Genomic DNA, 18,076 nt, shown 5'->3' on the forward strand with positions numbered 1-18,076 from the left:
GCTATCAAAAGAATTCGATATGGAAGCTGTGATTCCTTTTTTATCATCTTTAACTTAATTTATAAATGCCCATACTCCTAATATAATAATGAGTAATCCAGCCAATTTATTCACGAGGGTTAGATGTGGAGTAATTCTACTTCTAAACAAACTTACACCAAAACTTAATATCATCCACCAGCTTGCCCCCCCTAAAAACACTCCACCAACCATTGTTAAAGCCGTTATTCCAGATTGTGAACTGTGGTCAAATCCTAATCCAGCAAACATCGCTACAAAATTTAAAATGGTCACTGGATTGGTAATCATCAAGAAGAACGTGGAAAAATACATAGAAAGTAAACTCTCCCCTTCTAATTTAGCAGCTTGATTAGAAGGTTTTTTCAAAAAAGCTTTAACTCCGATGTAGAATAAAAAGATCCCACCTACTATTCTTAATATGAATTGCTGCTCTAATAAGAAAGCTGATACTACTGAAAAGCCAAATGCTGCAATACTTGCGTAAATCATATTCGCCGATACAGCTCCTAGACCGGTAAGAAAACCTGCTGATTTTCCTCGTGCCAAAGTCCTTTGGATGCACAACAACCCAATCGGACCAACTGGAGCAGAAACGGAAAACCCTAGAATAAAACTCTTAAGCAATAACATGAAACAAATCCCTTTCATGAGAATTTATCGTAACCCATAAAGTGCAAGTACACCAAAAATAACAATAATGAAGCCTGATAGACGATTAATGATTGTTAGGTTTGTGGAATGGATTCGTTTATTAAACCAATGAACACCACTGCTTAACGTCAACCACCACAAAGTAGATCCAATAAACACACCAACTACTAATACCATCGCTGAAACTATATTGGCCTCGGGATTTGAAATTCCTAACCCCGCAAAAATAGCTACAAATGATAGGATGGTCATGGGATTGGTGATGGTAAGTAAAAAAACGGATGAATACGCACCTAGCAAACTCTTCCCCTTACTTTCTGAGGGAGAATAATTCGCTTTTGACAGCAAGGTTCTGACCCCTAAGTAACAAAGAAACAATCCACCAATTAGTTGCAGCCATAACTGTTGTCCAATCAAGAAGTCCGAAACAGCTGTCAATCCAAATCCAGCAACAAGTCCATACATGGCATCAGCGGTCGCAGCCCCAAGCCCTGATGCCATTCCTACCAATCGCCCTTGTGTCAATGTCCTCCTGATGCATAGGACTCCAATCGGACCAACTGGAGCCGCAATTGAAATTCCTATTAGTAAACCCTTTAAAAAGAAAGACAGCATCATAAAACCACTTCCTTATTGTGAAGAAAATTTATCTTGGTTTATGGGAATTTGAAATGTTTCTTTTGAGGTATCCATCACGATGGTGGTCTTTGTCCGTATAACCCCACTTAAACTTTTTATATGATAACTAATGACCCTGTCTAAGTCTTTTGTGTTCCGGCATCGAACCTTTAAAAGATAATCATCTTCCCCGGCGATATGATGGCATTCCTGTACTTCATCTAAATCATTGATCAATTGTAAAAATGGAGATCTGTGCTCTGGCCGTTCCAATGATACCGCTACAAACGCCGTTAATTCACTCCCTACTTTTTCCGCATCTATCAATGCTCCGAAGCTTTTAATCACCCCTTGCTCGACCAATCGATTGACACGTTCTGCGGTCGCAGGTGCAGATAATCCAATCTCTACCGCTAAATCCGCCCATTTAACCCTCGAATTATTCATAATCACTTTAATAATCTTCGAATCGAAAGCATCCACACTACCACACCTTTGTTAATTAAGTATAAATTGATAATAACTTAAGTTAATAAAGTTCATCAACATATTATTCGACAAAAAACGGGTGGTGACAGGCACCCATAAAAAAACAGCGCGATTCTCATTGAACCACACTGCCATTCTTTACTCTATTTAATTTTTTCATATGTTTCTTTATCACAGATTACAAATAGTTTTGTATGATTTGGAATGTTTTCATTCGGCCTTCTGGCAATATCCAGGTTGTTTCCGTCTGATATCAAGATAGCACCCTGTTCAAACAATTCAATCGAGGCATCTTTATAAGTGTTCCACTGAGGCTTTTTCTTTATTTCATATAGGTTTTCGCCGTCCGCTTTGCTTAGCAGCTGTTTGAATAGTTTACTAGATCCCGGATGAATCGCAGCTTGTGCCATCAGTCTAGATACCGATTCGTTGGATAAAATAAATTCATCGACCTTCGCATGCTCGAATAAGGAGATATGTTTTTCCTTCATGATCTCTACGATTGTATAAATGCTTTTATCGTATTTTTTTGAAATGTATTCAACCCTAGAGGCAATCAACAGCGTTTTTCCGTCTGTATATTCAGAAAGAGTAATACTTTCATCCCCGAATACAGATACTGAATTGGATTCAAGGATATTCGCTTTTAACAGCACTTCTTCTTCAGAAGGATCACCACTGATAAAATGGACTCTTTCGTGTTGGATGGGACACTGATTGGAGTTGTCAATAATGACAATTTCACACTTACTTTCATTTGCAATCAGTTCTTCCACGACATTGACTAATTTATCTTTCGAGGAACCAATCAAAATATAATGGCCTTTACCCGAGAATTTCAATTTCCCTTCCTCCTTTAACTTTCGGTACAGACTGAAGCTTTCAAAGATTTTACCGATGATAATTCCCATGACTCCAATTCCTAATGTGTAAAGAAGCAACATCGTAAAGATTCGGCCGAGGTCACTTTTCGGATAAAAATCACCATACCCGACCGTTACCACTGTCGTCATTGTCCACCACAATGCATCTAAATATCGAGGGAATGTCTCTGGCTCCAGCCTGTGCATCGAATAACTACTTAATAGGAGAATAAACATCGTCATTAAGATGACTTGCCATAATTTAATCGTAATGAATTTAGAAAAAAGCCTTTGGAATATCCACATTATGGTCCCTCCTTTTGAATGCCGATGGGCAAATAATAAGAGAGATTATTCGTTATACGATCTCCTACCCTATATCCAAATGCGCCAGGTTTTCCATTCAATAAAAAACTACCAATCAATTGAAAACCTTCTTGTACTCCTTTTTCGCTTTGGAAAGTCACCAGGGGCAATTCTACATATTGCTGGTACACTTGCAAATAGTCACTATAGGATTCTTGTGAATCCTTTAATGTCAATTGGCCAGATTGATTATAGATTTCTACCGTATCTCCTTCTCGGCCAAAGGCAGGCTTCTTCACGAAAGGCAATCCTTTTTCTATGAAAACATCAGGCTCTAAATAAGTAGGTAAAAAATATTCCTCTATCCATTCATGTTCTTTTTCCGAAAAAAAAGGATGATCTTCCTCATGGAGTGACCATATTACTGCCTGAATCGCTTTATTTTGTAGCAAAAAGGCAGAAGGTGGGTTGATGATTGCCAATTGTTTAGATTGCACCAATTCTAGCAGCCAGATCCCTATGTCATTGCCTTGTTCATCCGCATCCAAAAGCAGCGTTTCAATCGGGAATGTTTGGCGGTAAAGTATATCAATCCTTTGCCCCTGGTCATCAAATAACCCTTCTCCCCTTTTAATTTCAAGCTTGTGTAAAGGCACAAACTGTGAAGAGTACCCAGATAATTCCTTTAGATATAAAACCGTGTTTCGGTCTTCCACATGGTCTTCATGGGCAGTGAATACGAGATAAGGATGGTCTTTTCCCAACCACTTTTTGGCTTGTAAAATACTCGTCCTTACCGCATCACCAAGCTTTTTTTCGACCCCTTCATTAGGATCGTTCGCTTGGAACTCTTGTACAACAAGTCGGTTGATCGAGAAAAGCTCCTTTATAAAAGTGGGCGTATCTGCATTGATCTCGATGCATTTATACGTGCTACCGTCATGTACTAAGTCCAGTCGGGAAATTACGCTTTCAACTGGCAACGTTTTTAATCGTAAAAAAGAAAGGGTCTCACTAGGAAACCCCATTTCTAATAACGTACTATCTGGCACCTTTCGCATTAAGCTGCACACTTTGAAAAATACTTGGCCGATTCGATCAGTAGCTTGATGAATGTCTTCAATTTCTTTCCGTGTTGCCATTGAAAGATCGAACAACGCATACTCCTCACCATATAAATCATGCCAGAAATCAGGAATGGCTTCGTAAAATCGTTTTCGACGTTCATGATAAGTTGAAGTATTCATCAAATCCCCTCCTAATCTTCCTCATCTAAATTTTTCACATAAAGTACATACACGCCACGATCTTCATCGATTTCTGTTGATGTGACTGATAGGTTGCCAACACCTGGCACTTCCACTACATCCTTTAACAAGTAACGAATCACTTCAAAATGTGTTTGGCAAGGAATCGCTGTTAAACGTCTGCCCTCTTCTTTATATAGGCGTATTTCAACGTGGATTCCCCTTCCCCTAAAATCGACTTCGTTTGGATAAGGGACATTTTCACCACAATCCTTTAAGACAAGAATTTCTTCATCCTTTACACACTCATTCGAAATCAGTTCATATTGTCGACCCTTCATGATAAAGTACGTACAAAGCTGACGTGCATAAAACTCATCCACTCCAACATGAGGGATGGAATATTCATAAAAAGGTTCGTATTGATCATTTCCTTTATCAATGTAATACGTAAGTGTTTTAATCATTTTGTACTACCTCTTAATATGTTAGACATTTCGCTACAACCCATCCAACTGATAATGACAAACTTAATAGCATGAAGCCAACAGCACGATTATCTTCTTCAATCGCCTGTTGAATGCTAAAACGGATGGTAACCACTTCAGCTAAAATGAAGATAATGATCTGAGCAAGAATACCGATGATTCCCCAAATCACCATATCAAGTAGAGAAACCGAATACTCCGCAGCAGCACCTAATACTATGGCTAGACCAATCATTTTTCCACCTAGAGAAAGCGAGGCCGTAAGATTTTTTTCTGCAATCAACTTAAATTCCTTTATGTTTCTAGTACTGATTTCAAATAAGAATAATCCTAAAATTAATAAGACCACAGCTACTCCTAAATAAGAAGCAAAATTAAAGTATAAATTCAAGTTAGTCCCTCCCTTTTTATTTTTTATCCACCGAAGCTCTTAGATCCACTGCCAAATCCAGAGCTTCCCCCTGATGATGTACCTTGATCCCTTTGCTTGGCAATCACATTATTTTTATAGGATTTATATCCAGGAGCTTTGATCAAACTCGATTTATTGTTGAAGTACTTACCCGCGAAGAAAAGATACCCAAAATAAGGAGACCGGCTATCATCACATTCCCACACTGCATCATCCTCATCCCATTCCCAGTCTGTACAGTTTTGATCATCAGGTACAGGTGTATCTGGAGTCGTTGAATATTCCTCGGTACCACATGCCGCTAAACCAATTAACATAGCAGTTGACGTAACACCTGCCATTACTTTTTTTGTTTTACTCATTGTCTGCTCACCTCCGATATTGCTTATAAAGTACATACGATTAATGAAAGAAAAAGGAGTCAAAAAACAGTAAACTTTTTACTCATTAGCTCTGTTAAACAGTGTTGTTGATTTCCGTTCCACTCCAATCAACTTAGTGGAAAAATCAACAATAAGCTTTAACAGAGCTTACTCTTTAAAAACTCCTTATTAAGTATACACTTACCTATGAACATTTCGAACTTCAATTTACCTACTATAGCAGTTCCGGTTTGAGTCGCATTGCCAACAATCTGCTTGCTTGTTTGGGCTCAATATCAAATATAAGCAATTCCTCTACATTGGGAAGAGCTTTACATAGCCGCTCACCTGATGGGGAAATCAAGGCGGACGTACTATTTTGGTTCTCTAATGAATAATTCACACTGGCAAAGTAAATATTGTTTTCCACACTCCTACAAACCATCGCTGCATCATAGAATTCAGGATTCTCTACCTCTCCTGTGAATTGAGGATGGAATACGATGCTTGCTCCTTGACGTGCTGCCCATCTTACCGTTTCAGGATATCTCCATCCTTCATGGCAGATTACGATTCCAAAATTAACGTCATCAATTTTAAAAATCTGTCTTCCTGTTCCAGGTTGGTAACCGAATTGGTCTTCATCAAGATCGATTTGATTTTTCGTTTGGTACCCTAATATAACTCCTTCTTTTGAAATCACAAAAGCGACTAACTGCATGCCTACTTCATCTTTCCATTCCATTGGTAAAATAACCCCAATATGATTCATTCTTGCTAGTAAGCATACATTTTCCAATGCATGTTCCTGAAACTCATGATTATAAGCTTCCACCTCATATCCAACACCCCTTAAGCCTGGGAGGATGGACTCAGGGAAACAAATGATATCGCAATTTTTTTCAGAAGCTTCCATTATCATTTTCTTAACACTAATTATCCCTTCTGAATGAGTTGCTGGGAATCTTGTCTGAGCTAATCCAATTCTCATTGTAGTTCTCCTTAATTATGAAATTATTCAAATTATAAAGGAAAACAATGGCTATGTAGTCAGAGAATCAAAAAATATTTATTTTGTGTACAAGTAAAAGAAAGTTATATTGGTCACTACAGCCATTATTTTACGATTAGTTATAATAACTCTTAATTTTCTTTTTCGCAGATAGTTAAGTACTTATAACTTATCTATTACTACAGATGACCTCTCTTAAACTCATACATTAATGATAATACGGAAAAAATTAAAACGCCTTCCACAATATTGATGTGCAAGGCATTTTGAATTTGGTTTTATATATTATTGTATAGATACAACATCAATACTCCTCTTCTAGTATTAGATTTTCATACATTTGCCTAATCTTTCATTGGCTACATCCCCTAACAAGGAGCATGATGGATAATGAATCATCCATTTCTGTTTTATGTAATGTTGCCCCTATTGGGGAGCAACTTCTTTATCTACATATCAAATCAATAGTACGGATAACCATAAGGATAGTATGGATCTTGATAGTATGAATATGCTGGGTAACCATAACCATAGCCAGGATAAAGCAAGGTACTGGCTAATAAGCCTCCTGCTAGACCGCCCAAGAATGGACGTCCAAAGCCGAACGGTCTTCCAAAGCTACCGAATGGACGTACAAAGCCTCCTATTCTACCTATCCTACCAAAGCCACCTATTCTTATTCTCTCTTCTGTTTGCATCATTGGACCTCCACGATATTCTTTTTATAATACTATTAAGAATATGCTAATACCCAAATGTTGTTATGTACAAATGACCTAGATTGAGTAATTTATCCAATCATGAATAAGCCCTTTTTCTTTGACTAAATGGCAGGAAAAAACCTACGATTTCCTACATATATTCATGCATAAAATTTTGTTAGAACTTTCAGCAACTTCACAATTCCCAAAATAACCCTATTACCTTTATAATAAACTTAGTTATTTGGGAGGTCCTACCATGGTTAAGATTCTGTTTTTTGAGAATGAAAGAGAAATAGATATAGATAATCAAAAAAACGCCATCACAACTCTAAGAAAAAACATGCCCTTGATGTTGCCACAGGGCATGTATTATTACAACCGGTTAAAACTTGAAAAAACGATATTGAGAATCTATTTAACTAAATTCGCTGATTGAAAAACTGCCGAGCTTATTTGTCTCGGCAGTTTTTGCATACTTTTATGATTTGCTTTGTTTCCGTTTTATGTGGATATAATAATTTGATTCCTGTTTTGCCGCATAAAGGACATACTCCACGTCCTCTTGAAGGAAGATTTAATAATGTTTTCCCTCGATTTCTTTTAGCCATTCCCCATCCATCCTATTCATGTTCGTCCTACTCTTATATAATGATGAACTACGTAAAAGATTGTTGGGTTAATTCACTATTTTTCACCTTAAAATTAAAAGTTGTTCTTAATGAGTTCTAGGTCCGCATTAATATTTTTCCCTATAGTTGGTTCATATACTGAGAGGTCGTCGGTTATACTATTTTAATGGAAGAAATGGTGTAGATGAGAGTACCAGAAAGGTTTAATCGTGATGGTTTCACCTTTCTCCATTTCTTCGAGTTGGTTAAAGAAATTTCCATACCTGCGGCTTCGATGGCCTGCCAGAACCATGTTTTCTTCCTCATCAGGCATGCTTGTGGATTCCATCCAACTGACTGCATTCTTGATTCTTTACTCATTTACTCCCGGAACAATAACAAGGTCAATTCAGGCATGACAATTCCCCCTACCACCCCTTAATGTTTATACAAGATTTGATTGAATAAAAGGGAAAGTTACTTAATTTTATAACCGCCTGATTGGTGGTTTTGTCGAAAAATCGGTAAATCTCGATTTTCGAAAGTATTTATGAAGTTTTCGAATGTATTTTTTAAGTTTCGAATGTATTTTTAAAGTTTCAAAAGTAATTTTCATTTTTCGAAAATAAAAATTTGAAATTATTTTGAAAATCACTCTTATTGTCTAAGAAGTATTGAAGATCAAGCAAGATAGATGGTCGTAAATACTAAAACTCTTTTCCTTTTTCAAAAATAGTTGAAAATTCCAAGTGGACAGCCTATTTACATACTTCACTGTGGACTGGTTTATAAAATTGGATATGGATTTCTTGTGAAGCTGACTAAATTCCAATTGTCACTACTATTTTTAGTCAAATCATTTTTAATGTATAGTTTTCAAGTCTTATATGAAAAAGCTTTTCCAAACAATAGCATAAAACAATTAAATTAAAGAAAGTGAAGGATTACGTTCCTTCACTTTTTTGTCCTCATTTAATTTTTCTAAAATTTCGTATTGCGAAATAAATTCAAAGTATTTAAACTAAAACAAAAACCTCATATTTTTAGGGAGAGCTATGAATCGTAAATTTTTCTTATATGTTAAGGCTTTTTCAGATTTAGGGACGTTTATGGATTTAATTGCAATCAATGTGTTAATGTACGTTGCCACAGGAAGCTCGGCTTGGTTAGCGGCTACGATGGCGTTTCGTACGTTGGGTGGAGTATTATCCAGTTTATTCTCTGGAGTTCTGGCCGATCGATTTGATCGCCGGAAAATCATGATTTACACAGATATTTTTCGTGCCGTCATCATCCTGATGTTAATCCCCTTTCCAAATCCAATTATGATTGTTATTGTGTGCTTCTTAATCGGTTTGACCAGTAGCTTCTTTGCGGTTAGCTATAGTGCTGAAATACCACAAATTTTTGGTGAAGATAATGTGTTGGAAACGAACGCATTGATCTCTAGATTAACCTCGATTAGTTTGGTGTTTGGATTCCTTGGAGCTGGGGTGATTACGGATTTTCTCGGATATCAAGTAACCTTGATCATTGATGCAGCTACGTATCTTATATCTGCCATCGTATTATTAAAAATGAAATGGCCATCTACTATTCCTTTGGGAAGTATGGCTCTATCCAATGGATTTAAAGAGAAACTAATTTCAATTGGAAGGGATTTAAAAGAAGTTTACTCCTATATCTTGTTTGCACCAATGCTTCTCATGGTTAATATCGTTTTCTTAGTTGGTGCTTTCGCTGGTGCTTCACATAATTTAGGGATTCCTTTGTTAGCAGAGCATATTGATGCTACCAAGCAAAGCTTTTATTACGGCTTGATTTGGGGGGTCTGGGGAATTGGTTCCGTGTTAGCCTCTATCATTATTCCAAGGTTGAAACTGCTACAAGGAAGAAGTCTATATTATGCCTGTTTTATTTCTGCGATGCTTATGTCAGTTGGATTCATCACGTTTTTGTCCAATATGAACCTTTGGATTGTACTACCTTTTGCCTTTATCACTGGTATTTTCGATGCCTGTTTTACCACCTTGCATGCTACGATTCTGCAAAAGACTGACAATCAAATCAGAGGAAGGATCTTTGGAGTAGGTATGCTATTAAAATCGTTAGGATTTGCACTCGGATTTGTGGTAGCCCCTATCTTATTAGAGGCTTTATCATTACCGAAGATGGTATGGATATTCCACGGCACCTTAATTACGACTAGTATTTTAATCATGTTATATTCCAGTAGGACCGGAAAAAAGATCCGAGAAATTAATCAAAGTGCGTAATGAATGAGCCCAGCTTGTGCTGGGCTTTTTCGTACTACATACATGAGCTTACCATGTTAGTTAATATACTCGGTCCTAACCTTTGTGTTTTTGAATTTGAAAGACGAACTTGCACTTCCGCATTATCCATTTCAGCTGTAATTAAATCGAATCTTCCAGCCCAAGTTGGAGGATTTTCTTTTGAAGGAAACAGCTTGAATCTCCAACTTATTACATTGGGAATGAATGAAAACCCTTCATAGCTATCATATTCTCCATATGACGATGGCTCAGGAAGGTGAACCGCAAGAATACTTACATTCGTTCGCGCAAAACTAGGAGGATTTAATTGTACTTTATAGATTAATGCTGAACCCTTAGCGTTTCTCAAATCTTTATTGATGGGTTCCAAGGTCATAGTGCATGGCATGGAAAACGCCTTGATTTGGGATGGACTCACTAGAAAAGTTAAAAATAAAATAACCAAAATGAACTTTTTCATAATACACCCCTTGAAAGTTCTTTAGGTTAATTTACCCGACTTATAGACAAAATTATTAGAGATTTTCCACTAGATAAGTTTTGTTCATTTTCAAATTTCAAGCTTTTGAACTTGGGTCGAATCATTTTGGGATTGAACCAACTTTCTTCTAGATAGCTTTTTTTCCCGTACGCCACCCAATTTAAATACAATCACGCCAGCTACTATAATTAGGACACCTAACAACTGCTTAAATGTAAAAGGAATTTGCTCTAGACCTAACCAGCCTAGAGAATCGAACAATAAAGCAAACGTGAGCTGTGATGTCATTACAATTGCAATGGCATACGTTGGTCCGAGGAGCCTTATCCCCTGCACTAGACAAGTTACTACCCCCACACCAATCACTCCACTCACCCAGTACCACGGCTGCATATTTTGTAAGATAAATAATTTTTTGCCTTCAAAAATTAGTCCGATACCTAGAGAAGCTAGGAATCCCATCCCTAAAACTACTGTAGTTGTAGCCCAGGATCCCGCGTGTTCATTTACTTTACTATTGAATATATTTTGCAAGCTAACCAGTGTTCCTGCAATTAGTGCCATGATGAGTCCAAGAATCATTCTCTATACTCTCCCATTTACTCAATTTTCCAGCAGTAAATATGTTTTTACTCATAGATATTATGACCTGCCAATGAGCTTAAACCATCCTTGTCCCTCACAAGAATGAATCCTTTCTGACGTTCAATCAGTCCATCCTGACAAAACTGTTGTAGGACCCGATTTAAATGTCTGTAACTGGTTCCAATCAGGTTCGCTGCATCCTTTAGGCTGGTTGTGCTAATTTGGCCTAAAAATAATGAATTAGATTCATCAAAAGAAACAGACAATAGATAGCTTGCCAATCGCATTTCCACTGGATGCATTAAATTAAAGCTCATTGAATTGGATTTTAAATAAAACTTTTGTGTAATGAGTTCTAGTAAAAATTTCAGAAAAGGAGGATATTCACTACAGTATTTTTTCAACCAACGATGATGAATTCTGATCATCATAACAGGAGAAACGGCCTCAACTGTATTAATAAAATCAATGCCACGAACGTATTCAATATCCCCGATAACGTCTAGTGGATGCTTAAATGATAGGATTAGGGTTTTCCCTTCAACGGAGGTAGTATAGATTTTAACCTTACCCTTGACAAGAATGTACAGATACTGAGAAGGTTCTCCCTGGGAGCAAATAAGTTCTCCTTGATCAAAGCTGACCAATGTTAAATGTTGTTTCAAGGTTTCAGTAAAGATAGAATCTAGTTGAAATTCCTGTAAATAAGATTGTAATGGCTCTTGATCCGTTAATACTTTCATAATTTCCCCACTCCCTTAGGGCACTAATTATCATAAATCATATCATTACCTCATGATCACCACACCTGCTACCATCATCCCGATTCCGATGAAATGTGGCAGCTTCATCTTCTGCTTCGCTACACCAAACCATCCGTTACCATCGACAATGAAGGTCAAACTTAGTTGGGCAATCAGTATAGCGGCTATAGAAAGGGTCACACCAATGTATTGAATGGCTGTGACATTGCTGTAAATAACGACAGCCCCAAAGGCTCCTCCAGTCAAATACAACGGTTTTACTTTAGTAAGCCTTTTCCATTTCCCATCCCGGACGAACATCAGGATGAATAAAGCTGTAACAAATCCGGTTAACTGAGTTATAGTCGCCGCTTGCCAAGTGCCAATGTCCTGGCTAATGCGAGAATTGGCTACGCCTTGCAATGTAATAAAGGCTCCGCCTAATAATGCAAATATACTTCCTTTCATATGTTCACATCCCCATGTTGATCTCTTTTTTATTAAAAGATATCACTCGGTATTTTGGGAAGGACATATGTCCTCAAAATAGGTTTCTATCATATTGGATGGTAATAAATTTATATAATATCCTTTTTTATGGTATAGCACTAGATTCAGACTTGTGTTATCTTATCCTTTGGGAATGAATAATTCTAGCGGAGGATGAAGATGATTTTCTTGTTTCTGACGATAATCCTTCTCGGTCTGATTTATTTGGGAATGAAAATACCTTATGCATCATTTGAGGCTGAAGAAGTGAATTTAAATGAAGTGAATGCATTTATTAATCGACACGGAGGTAATCATGTCTCCCATTTAACCTTTAATAAGGATAAACACGTATTTTGGACTTCAAAGAAACAGGCGATCATCCCTTATCAAAAGGTTGGGAATAAACTCGTTGTTTTAGGAGATCCAATTGGGAAAGAAGAACATATAAAAGATGCGATTCAAGAATTCATTGAATATAGCCATACACAGCAACTTAAGCCAGTATTCTATCAAGTCACGCCTAATTTCTTGCCTGCGTATCTTGAATCAGGCTATCAATTATTCAAATTAGGAGAAGAAGCGAGAGTGCCTTTATCCGACTTTTCTCTAGCAGGAAAAAAAGGGGCTAAACTTCGTACGAGAAAAAATAAGTTTGAAAGAAATGGGTTTGAATTTAAAGTAGTTCAGCCTCCATATACAGAAGAGTTCGTAGGGCAAATTAAAAGGATTTCTGATTCTTGGTTAGATGGTCGTAAGGAAAAAGGGTTTTCAGTAGGTTTTTTCTGTGAACAATATGTTTCCCGCTTTCCACTTGCTCTTCTCATCAACCCAGAAGGTCTGCCTATTGCCTTTGCCACACTTGCCTGTGATGCAAATTCAGAGAATAGGACGATGACCATTGACTTAATGAGATATGTTAAAGAAAGTCCTCATGGAACCATGGACATGCTGTTCATCTCCATTTTTAATTGGTGCAAAGAGAACGGGTACTCTTGGAGTAGTATGGGAATGGCCCCTTTATCGAATCTAGAAACTGATAATAAATCTGGTTACCTTGAAAAAATCGCTCAATTAACGTTCCATCATGGAAATGCCTTTTATAATTTCAAAGGATTATTTGAATACAAAAACAAATTTTTCCCACTTTGGGAACCACGATATTTAGCGTATCCAAAAGGATCACTAGCCATCATACTGATTCAAATTATGTATTTGATTCATAGGAAGAACTTCCGCTCTACAAGAGTAAAAGAAACGACTATTTATAGAAGACTAAGAAAAGTTGGATAATAGTAAAGGGAGGCTTCATATGATGCCTCCCTTATTTATGCTTGTTTGCCCTGTTTTTTTATGATGATTGTGCTTCCCCATATTAAACCTTGTGAGTATTCCTAAATTTCATTTATAAGTAACAATTGGCATTTCTCAGGAAACGGAATCTCATTTACCATATCGTAGGCACATACATAGATGGTATTACTAAAATTATCAATCATATGTTTCGTTTGATTTCTCTTTTTGAAAATAGAGTCATCGATTTGTTAATAGAAAAGTGAAACTCAAGTAAGTACATTTTATTTTCCCTACACGACAGAAATGAATAGTAATAGGAAAAGTAAAAGGCATACACCTATTACAGACCCAAAGGTGTATGCCTTTTAACAATATATATAGATCACTAAAACAAAAGGTTATTCTTTCACTAGACTTGCCCTTAATTTAGTAACACCAAACTCCAAATAACCCTTTAAACAACTCAACATATAAACCCAGCCTTCTTTATTATCGATCAATTTGGCTATTAAATCACCATCATCTTCGTTAAAACCGTCTTCTTTAACTTCAATAATTGTAATCGAGTTATCGACTTCTTTTAGTGTAATCGTAACAATATGAACTTCCTCTGGTGCACCCCACTGGAACACAATTTTCTTATTATCTACGACTTCCAGTACTTCAATATCCCCTTCTGCATTGTACTCTTCATATCTCAAGGTAATCGTCTTACCTTGTTCCCATCTTTCAGAGCTTGATGAAAACCAAAAATTCCCGATTTTAGAAGGATCTACGAAGGCCTCAAATACTTCATTCGCTGGCTTAAATATTTTAAATTTCGTTAAGTTAATCATTCCTTAAATCTTCCCTTTCTTTTTGGTTTGGCTCTGTTATCTATCCTGTTGATTGCAGCGAGAGGCACTCGCTTTCCGTGGGCGGTTCGGGAGCCTCCTCTGCGCATTGCGCACCTGTGGGGTCTCACTTGACCCACTTTTCTAGCAGGAGTCTCGCGCCTTCCGCTCAATCAACATCGTACCTTATCAAATATGAGCATTAACATAACCTTTTGTTTAATAAATAATTGAATCCTATTAAGAGGACCTCATTAATTCTTTTCTCGAATTCAATAACAAATTCCTTTATTTTGATTTAAATAAAGGAATTTGAGTTCCAATCCTTGCATGTATGGTATGGTCAATTCTTTAATTTCATAAACATAAATTGGAAATTTAAAGAGGCGTAAATGTATTTACCAATTTATAAAAATTATATCAATGGGACCCCTTCGGACCTTAATCATGCTTATGTTTCCCTTTCCCTTTTTCTTTTCCTGATTTCTTTTTCTCTTTTCCATGTTTATCTCTACCTTTATTTTCCTTAAAGTCATGTGCCGGTTTTTCTTTGTTACGTCTTGGTTTTGGTGGTACTTCTGCAGAATCGACACCTTTTATATATAGTTCATTATTCACTCTGTAGACACTTTTTGGTTGCTGGAAACTGGATGAATCTGTTCCAAATGTTTGCAGCATCTCTTTAAACATGAGTTGAGCGATTTTTGTCGTATCGCCAATCATATAGTTACCCTGTCCGTTTTGTGTATACCCGGTCCAGACAGCCATTGTGAATTGTGGTGTGTATCCAGCAAACCAGCTATCATTTGTGGCAGTGTCAGGGTATCCATATTTTGCACTGGTTTTTTCATCAAAATTGGTTGTCCCTGTTTTTCCAGCAACATCCAGGCTAGGCACATTTGCTTTTATTCCTGTTCCCTCATCTACAACTGTGCGTAACATATCAGTCACCATATAGGCCGTGTAATCCTTCATAACTCTTTTTGGTTTTGGGACAAAGCTCACATCTTTACCGTCAGGGAAAACAACTTTTTCGACAAAATGCGGTTTATTGTATTCGCCATTATTCCCAAAAGCACTGAAGGCTCCTGCCATCGATAAAGGGTTTACGGTATTGCTTCCAATCGAATAGGATTCATATACTTTGTTATTTTTAAAAGTAATACCTAGTTGTTCTGCAAACTTCTGTGATTTGTCCATCCCTACCTCTCTCATTGTGAGTAGAGCAGGGATATTGTAAGAGTATTGCAGGGCTGTCCGTATCGTTAACATTCCATGGTATCTATGATCCCAATTTGAAATGGGTTGGCCAGTTGAATACGTGGTCTCTTTATCATTGATTAAATGAGCAGTAGACCATTTTAAATGTTCAATCGCAGGACCGTAATCAAAAATGGGCTTAAATGTGGAACCAGGTTGTCGATGCATATCTATCGCAAAGTTGTTACCAAGAAACTGTGCTTTATAATCGTTTCTCCCGCTTCCAATCGCCCTGACTGCACCAGTTTTTGTATCTAAAAAGACGAAAGCCCCTTGGAAATTTGAATTTGGAAAGGCAATGATTTCATTTGTATTCAGCATTTTGTCTGCATAGTCCTGAGCTTTTGGATCCAAGGTAGTATAAATGGATAAACCATCCTTGCTAATATCTACATCCTTAAAACTTCTCTTTACCTCTTTTACAGCTGCATCCAAAAATGCTTCATAAGGCATACTTTGTTGAGAATTTTTTACAATGCCTTCTGTAACTGGAACCTTTGACGCTTCCTGCATTTGTTTTTCCGTAATAAAACCGTGTCTAAGCATCAAGCTTAAGACAAGATTACGACGCTTGGTGGCTGCTTCTTTGTTTTCTGGTTTGGAAGGATCGAAATTATTCGGACTCTGTGGCAAACCTGCTAACATGGCTGCTTGTGCAAGAGTCATTTTTTTTAAATCCTTTTCTTCAATCCCATAATAGTTCTTCGCTGCAGCTGCCACCCCGTAGGAACGGTTGCCAAGGAAGATTTTGTTTAAATACATCATTAAAATATCCTGTTTGGAATACTCTTGTTCCAACTGATACGCCAAGTTCCATTCTTGCACTTTTCGCTTTAACGTTTTTTCAGGAGTCAAAAATGAATTTTTAATAACTTGTTGTGTAATAGTACTACCTCCCTGAGATCCGAAATCTCCAGTTAGGTTCACAAAAATTGCCTTGGTAGTCCTTTTTATGTCGATACCACTATGTTCATAAAATCGGGAATCTTCCGTAGCAATAAACGCTTGTTCCAACACTTTTGGAAGTTGATTATACTCAATTTTTGTCCGCTTTTCCTTCCCGTATTCATAAATGAAGTTTCCGTTTATATCATAAAATTTTGTAGAAAGCGGATCTACCAGTTTAGAAGAATCCAATTTAGGTGCATCCTTGATCATTGAAGCGAACGTAATGGCTCCTGCTCCAGTTGATACAAGCCCAAACACCAAAAAGACAATTAGGATTTTTTTTAACAATGATCCTTTTTGGGGGACTTTATTACTTCTTTGTTGATTTTGTCTAGTTTTTTCAGCTTGTTTTCGTTCCTGACGAGATTTATACGATTCTTCTGTCATTCATCTTCTCTCCCATGTTAAGTTACTCAAAGTTGATTTAATAGTAAGAAGCTATTATCTGTTTTTTTTGCTCCAAAAGCTAACCATTGTACTTTACTTTATAAACATTCGTTAGGAATCTTATATTTATGAGGGACTATGACTTAAATATTCCTCTTCTATTAAGCTACTTTTCGAACATAGAAAAAATAAAAAGAGCTGCCTTAGCAACTCAATAATCATTAATACATCCCATCGTGAGGTGTAATAGGCGGGTCAAGGTAAAACTTTTTGTTAAGGTGTATCTTTGAAATGACATTGGAATAGGTTACTAATCTTTTGATTTCAATGGCTGGTAAATCCATTGAGACACCATTTAAGGATTGTTTATATTTGTGTTTTACAAAAAAGGGGACATTGTTCTGAGCTAATAACACTTGAAGTTCCTTTTGAAATGCAGCATGACTCTCTTCTACTCTTTCTTTTGCTTCCTCTAATGATAAAGAAATTCCTTTCGCTTTGGCTTCTAATACCGCCACTTTAGCTGGTTTTGTTTTGAATTCAATGATAATCGAGACTATATTTTGACTTGAAAGGTCTATGGCAGGATCTAAAAATACAAAAGGGCTCATCAAACTTTCACCACCGTTCTTAGGGTTGCTTACAAAAAGAATCCTTTACAACTTTTAGCAGGTCATTTAAGCATTCCTTAACTAAGCTGAAACTTTTCTTTAATGATATTTGCTACATCTTCAGCACTTAAATGAGTATCGTCGATATAAAGGTAATTCTCCCGAGTGATTTCTTAAACGGAATTTTCCCATCGTCTTTTGCATGTTTCGTTGAGACCATTCGATATTTCTTTTCGTCGGCTTAGCTCTAGCCTATGAGGGGTCTTGTTCTGCACAAGTCGTTCAACAATTCCTTTTAGTATCACAGAAGTATTCTATTGGAAAAAGAGGTTTTTTAGAATCGAAACCGATGTTATAGTTATTAA

General features: G+C 36.9%; 22 protein-coding genes. 3 read left to right on the forward strand and 19 right to left on the reverse strand.

The window, feature by feature from the left end:
* Positions 1 to 54: 54 nt before the first annotated feature.
* The 10 genes from G3O09_RS04690 to G3O09_RS04735 form a co-directional block, all read right to left on the reverse strand.
* Positions 55 to 651: a LysE family translocator gene (locus G3O09_RS04690; RefSeq protein ID WP_163100337.1), complete on the reverse strand. Its 597-nt coding sequence runs from the start codon at positions 649 to 651 to the stop codon at positions 55 to 57.
* Between the two features lie 24 nt (positions 652 to 675).
* Positions 676 to 1,290, reverse strand: a complete 615-nt coding sequence (locus tag G3O09_RS04695) for a LysE family translocator (protein ID WP_163100338.1) — start codon at positions 1,288 to 1,290, stop codon at positions 676 to 678.
* Positions 1,291 to 1,302: 12 nt separating this feature from the next.
* Complete coding sequence (locus tag G3O09_RS04700) at positions 1,303 to 1,773, reverse strand: Lrp/AsnC family transcriptional regulator (RefSeq protein ID WP_163100339.1); 471 nt, start codon at positions 1,771 to 1,773, stop codon at positions 1,303 to 1,305.
* Positions 1,774 to 1,922: 149 nt separating this feature from the next.
* Positions 1,923 to 2,948, reverse strand: coding sequence for an ion channel (locus G3O09_RS04705; RefSeq protein WP_163100340.1), 1,026 nt, complete (start codon positions 2,946 to 2,948; stop codon positions 1,923 to 1,925).
* Entirely contained in the window at positions 2,948 to 4,195 is a 1,248-nt protein-coding gene (locus G3O09_RS04710; RefSeq protein ID WP_163100341.1) for a glutathionylspermidine synthase family protein, read from the reverse strand. Before G3O09_RS04710 ends, G3O09_RS04705 begins: the two co-directional genes overlap by 1 nt.
* An 11-nt stretch (positions 4,196 to 4,206) precedes the next feature.
* A complete protein-coding gene (locus tag G3O09_RS04715) occupies positions 4,207 to 4,662 on the reverse strand; it encodes an RNA helicase (RefSeq protein WP_240338339.1) in 456 nt (151 codons plus the stop codon).
* 13 nt (positions 4,663 to 4,675) lie between these two features.
* Positions 4,676 to 5,074, reverse strand: a complete 399-nt coding sequence (locus G3O09_RS04720; RefSeq protein ID WP_163100342.1) for a DUF350 domain-containing protein — start codon at positions 5,072 to 5,074, stop codon at positions 4,676 to 4,678.
* A gap of 23 nt (positions 5,075 to 5,097) precedes the next feature.
* Complete coding sequence (locus tag G3O09_RS04725; RefSeq protein ID WP_163100343.1) at positions 5,098 to 5,457, reverse strand: aminotransferase yhxA; 360 nt, start codon at positions 5,455 to 5,457, stop codon at positions 5,098 to 5,100.
* Between the two features lie 235 nt (positions 5,458 to 5,692).
* Complete coding sequence (locus G3O09_RS04730; protein WP_163100344.1) at positions 5,693 to 6,448, reverse strand: carbon-nitrogen hydrolase family protein; 756 nt, start codon at positions 6,446 to 6,448, stop codon at positions 5,693 to 5,695.
* Positions 6,449 to 6,930: 482 nt separating this feature from the next.
* The gene (locus G3O09_RS04735; protein ID WP_163100345.1) at positions 6,931 to 7,170 is read right to left on the reverse strand and encodes a spore coat protein; all 240 of its coding nucleotides are present in this window, start codon (positions 7,168 to 7,170) and stop codon (positions 6,931 to 6,933) included.
* A 259-nt stretch (positions 7,171 to 7,429) separates the two neighbouring features.
* On the opposite strand from G3O09_RS04735, the gene G3O09_RS04740 reads away from it, so the two are divergent.
* On the forward strand, positions 7,430 to 7,609 hold the full coding sequence (locus G3O09_RS04740) for a hypothetical protein (protein ID WP_163100346.1): 180 nt from the start codon (positions 7,430 to 7,432) through the stop codon (positions 7,607 to 7,609).
* A gap of 13 nt (positions 7,610 to 7,622) precedes the next feature.
* On the opposite strand, the gene G3O09_RS22110 is transcribed toward G3O09_RS04740, so the two are convergent.
* Positions 7,623 to 7,781 (reverse strand): hypothetical protein, encoded by a 159-nt coding sequence (locus G3O09_RS22110; protein WP_205439606.1) that lies wholly within the window; start codon positions 7,779 to 7,781, stop codon positions 7,623 to 7,625.
* A gap of 174 nt (positions 7,782 to 7,955) precedes the next feature.
* Positions 7,956 to 8,162 carry a hypothetical protein gene (locus G3O09_RS04745; protein ID WP_240338340.1) on the reverse strand — a complete coding sequence of 69 codons (207 nt, stop codon included), beginning with the start codon at positions 8,160 to 8,162 and terminating at the stop codon, positions 7,956 to 7,958.
* A gap of 674 nt (positions 8,163 to 8,836) precedes the next feature.
* Here G3O09_RS04745 and G3O09_RS04750 point away from each other — a divergent pair.
* Positions 8,837 to 10,057, forward strand: coding sequence for an MFS transporter (locus tag G3O09_RS04750; protein ID WP_163100348.1), 1,221 nt, complete (start codon positions 8,837 to 8,839; stop codon positions 10,055 to 10,057).
* Positions 10,058 to 10,091: 34 nt separating this feature from the next.
* On the opposite strand, the gene G3O09_RS04755 is transcribed toward G3O09_RS04750, so the two are convergent.
* The 4 genes from G3O09_RS04755 to G3O09_RS04770 form a co-directional block, all read right to left on the reverse strand.
* On the reverse strand, positions 10,092 to 10,538 hold the full coding sequence (locus tag G3O09_RS04755) for a YoqH family protein (protein ID WP_163100349.1): 447 nt from the start codon (positions 10,536 to 10,538) through the stop codon (positions 10,092 to 10,094).
* Positions 10,539 to 10,628: 90 nt separating this feature from the next.
* Positions 10,629 to 11,141 (reverse strand): DMT family transporter, encoded by a 513-nt coding sequence (locus G3O09_RS04760; RefSeq protein ID WP_163100350.1) that lies wholly within the window; start codon positions 11,139 to 11,141, stop codon positions 10,629 to 10,631.
* A gap of 47 nt (positions 11,142 to 11,188) precedes the next feature.
* Entirely contained in the window at positions 11,189 to 11,887 is a 699-nt protein-coding gene (locus G3O09_RS04765; RefSeq protein ID WP_163100351.1) for a Crp/Fnr family transcriptional regulator, read from the reverse strand.
* A gap of 45 nt (positions 11,888 to 11,932) precedes the next feature.
* Positions 11,933 to 12,355: a DMT family transporter gene (locus G3O09_RS04770; protein ID WP_163100352.1), complete on the reverse strand. Its 423-nt coding sequence runs from the start codon at positions 12,353 to 12,355 to the stop codon at positions 11,933 to 11,935.
* Between the two features lie 201 nt (positions 12,356 to 12,556).
* On the opposite strand from G3O09_RS04770, the gene G3O09_RS04775 reads away from it, so the two are divergent.
* The gene (locus G3O09_RS04775; RefSeq protein ID WP_163100353.1) at positions 12,557 to 13,669 is read left to right on the forward strand and encodes a phosphatidylglycerol lysyltransferase domain-containing protein; all 1,113 of its coding nucleotides are present in this window, start codon (positions 12,557 to 12,559) and stop codon (positions 13,667 to 13,669) included.
* 401 nt (positions 13,670 to 14,070) lie between these two features.
* Here the strand turns inward: G3O09_RS04775 and G3O09_RS04780 are convergent, their stop codons facing one another.
* The 3 genes from G3O09_RS04780 to G3O09_RS04790 all read right to left on the reverse strand — a co-directional run bounded on the left by G3O09_RS04780 (position 14,071) and on the right by G3O09_RS04790 (position 17,711).
* Positions 14,071 to 14,508: an SRPBCC family protein gene (locus G3O09_RS04780; protein ID WP_163100354.1), complete on the reverse strand. Its 438-nt coding sequence runs from the start codon at positions 14,506 to 14,508 to the stop codon at positions 14,071 to 14,073.
* 438 nt (positions 14,509 to 14,946) lie between these two features.
* Positions 14,947 to 17,100, reverse strand: a complete 2,154-nt coding sequence (locus G3O09_RS04785; RefSeq protein ID WP_163100355.1) for a transglycosylase domain-containing protein — start codon at positions 17,098 to 17,100, stop codon at positions 14,947 to 14,949.
* A gap of 221 nt (positions 17,101 to 17,321) precedes the next feature.
* Complete coding sequence (locus G3O09_RS04790; protein WP_163100356.1) at positions 17,322 to 17,711, reverse strand: protease inhibitor I9 family protein; 390 nt, start codon at positions 17,709 to 17,711, stop codon at positions 17,322 to 17,324.
* Positions 17,712 to 18,076: the final 365 nt, after the last annotated feature.

The organism is Peribacillus alkalitolerans (assembly GCF_010882125.1).
In the GTDB taxonomy this organism is placed as follows: Bacteria; Bacillota; Bacilli; order Bacillales; family DSM-1321; genus Bacillus_BN; species Bacillus_BN alkalitolerans.

Bases quoted from the DNA above. Each gene is read 5' to 3' on its own strand.
- G3O09_RS04725 (WP_163100343.1), bottom strand. From the start codon at position 5,457: ATGAGTAAAACAAAAAAAGTAATGGCAGGTGTTACGTCAACTGCTATG.
- G3O09_RS04735 (WP_163100345.1), bottom strand. From the start codon at position 7,170: ATGATGCAAACAGAAGAGAGAATAAGAATAGGTGGCTTTGGTAGGATA.
- G3O09_RS04690 (WP_163100337.1), bottom strand. From the start codon at position 651: ATGTTATTGCTTAAGAGTTTTATTCTAGGGTTTTCCGTTTCTGCTCCA.
- G3O09_RS04755 (WP_163100349.1), bottom strand. From the start codon at position 10,538: ATGAAAAAGTTCATTTTGGTTATTTTATTTTTAACTTTTCTAGTGAGT.
- G3O09_RS04790 (WP_163100356.1), bottom strand. From the start codon at position 17,711: ATGAGCCCTTTTGTATTTTTAGATCCTGCCATAGACCTTTCAAGTCAA.
- G3O09_RS04750 (WP_163100348.1), top strand. From the start codon at position 8,837: ATGAATCGTAAATTTTTCTTATATGTTAAGGCTTTTTCAGATTTAGGG.
- G3O09_RS22110 (WP_205439606.1), bottom strand. From the start codon at position 7,781: ATGGCTAAAAGAAATCGAGGGAAAACATTATTAAATCTTCCTTCAAGA.
- G3O09_RS04695 (WP_163100338.1), bottom strand. From the start codon at position 1,290: ATGATGCTGTCTTTCTTTTTAAAGGGTTTACTAATAGGAATTTCAATT.
- G3O09_RS04745 (WP_240338340.1), bottom strand. From the start codon at position 8,162: ATGAGTAAAGAATCAAGAATGCAGTCAGTTGGATGGAATCCACAAGCA.
- G3O09_RS04760 (WP_163100350.1), bottom strand. From the start codon at position 11,141: ATGATTCTTGGACTCATCATGGCACTAATTGCAGGAACACTGGTTAGC.
- G3O09_RS04780 (WP_163100354.1), bottom strand. From the start codon at position 14,508: ATGATTAACTTAACGAAATTTAAAATATTTAAGCCAGCGAATGAAGTA.
- G3O09_RS04775 (WP_163100353.1), top strand. From the start codon at position 12,557: ATGATTTTCTTGTTTCTGACGATAATCCTTCTCGGTCTGATTTATTTG.
- G3O09_RS04770 (WP_163100352.1), bottom strand. From the start codon at position 12,355: ATGAAAGGAAGTATATTTGCATTATTAGGCGGAGCCTTTATTACATTG.
- G3O09_RS04715 (WP_240338339.1), bottom strand. From the start codon at position 4,662: ATGATTAAAACACTTACGTATTACATTGATAAAGGAAATGATCAATAC.
- G3O09_RS04730 (WP_163100344.1), bottom strand. From the start codon at position 6,448: ATGAGAATTGGATTAGCTCAGACAAGATTCCCAGCAACTCATTCAGAA.
- G3O09_RS04785 (WP_163100355.1), bottom strand. From the start codon at position 17,100: ATGACAGAAGAATCGTATAAATCTCGTCAGGAACGAAAACAAGCTGAA.
- G3O09_RS04705 (WP_163100340.1), bottom strand. From the start codon at position 2,948: ATGTGGATATTCCAAAGGCTTTTTTCTAAATTCATTACGATTAAATTA.
- G3O09_RS04710 (WP_163100341.1), bottom strand. From the start codon at position 4,195: ATGAATACTTCAACTTATCATGAACGTCGAAAACGATTTTACGAAGCC.
- G3O09_RS04765 (WP_163100351.1), bottom strand. From the start codon at position 11,887: ATGAAAGTATTAACGGATCAAGAGCCATTACAATCTTATTTACAGGAA.
- G3O09_RS04740 (WP_163100346.1), top strand. From the start codon at position 7,430: ATGGTTAAGATTCTGTTTTTTGAGAATGAAAGAGAAATAGATATAGAT.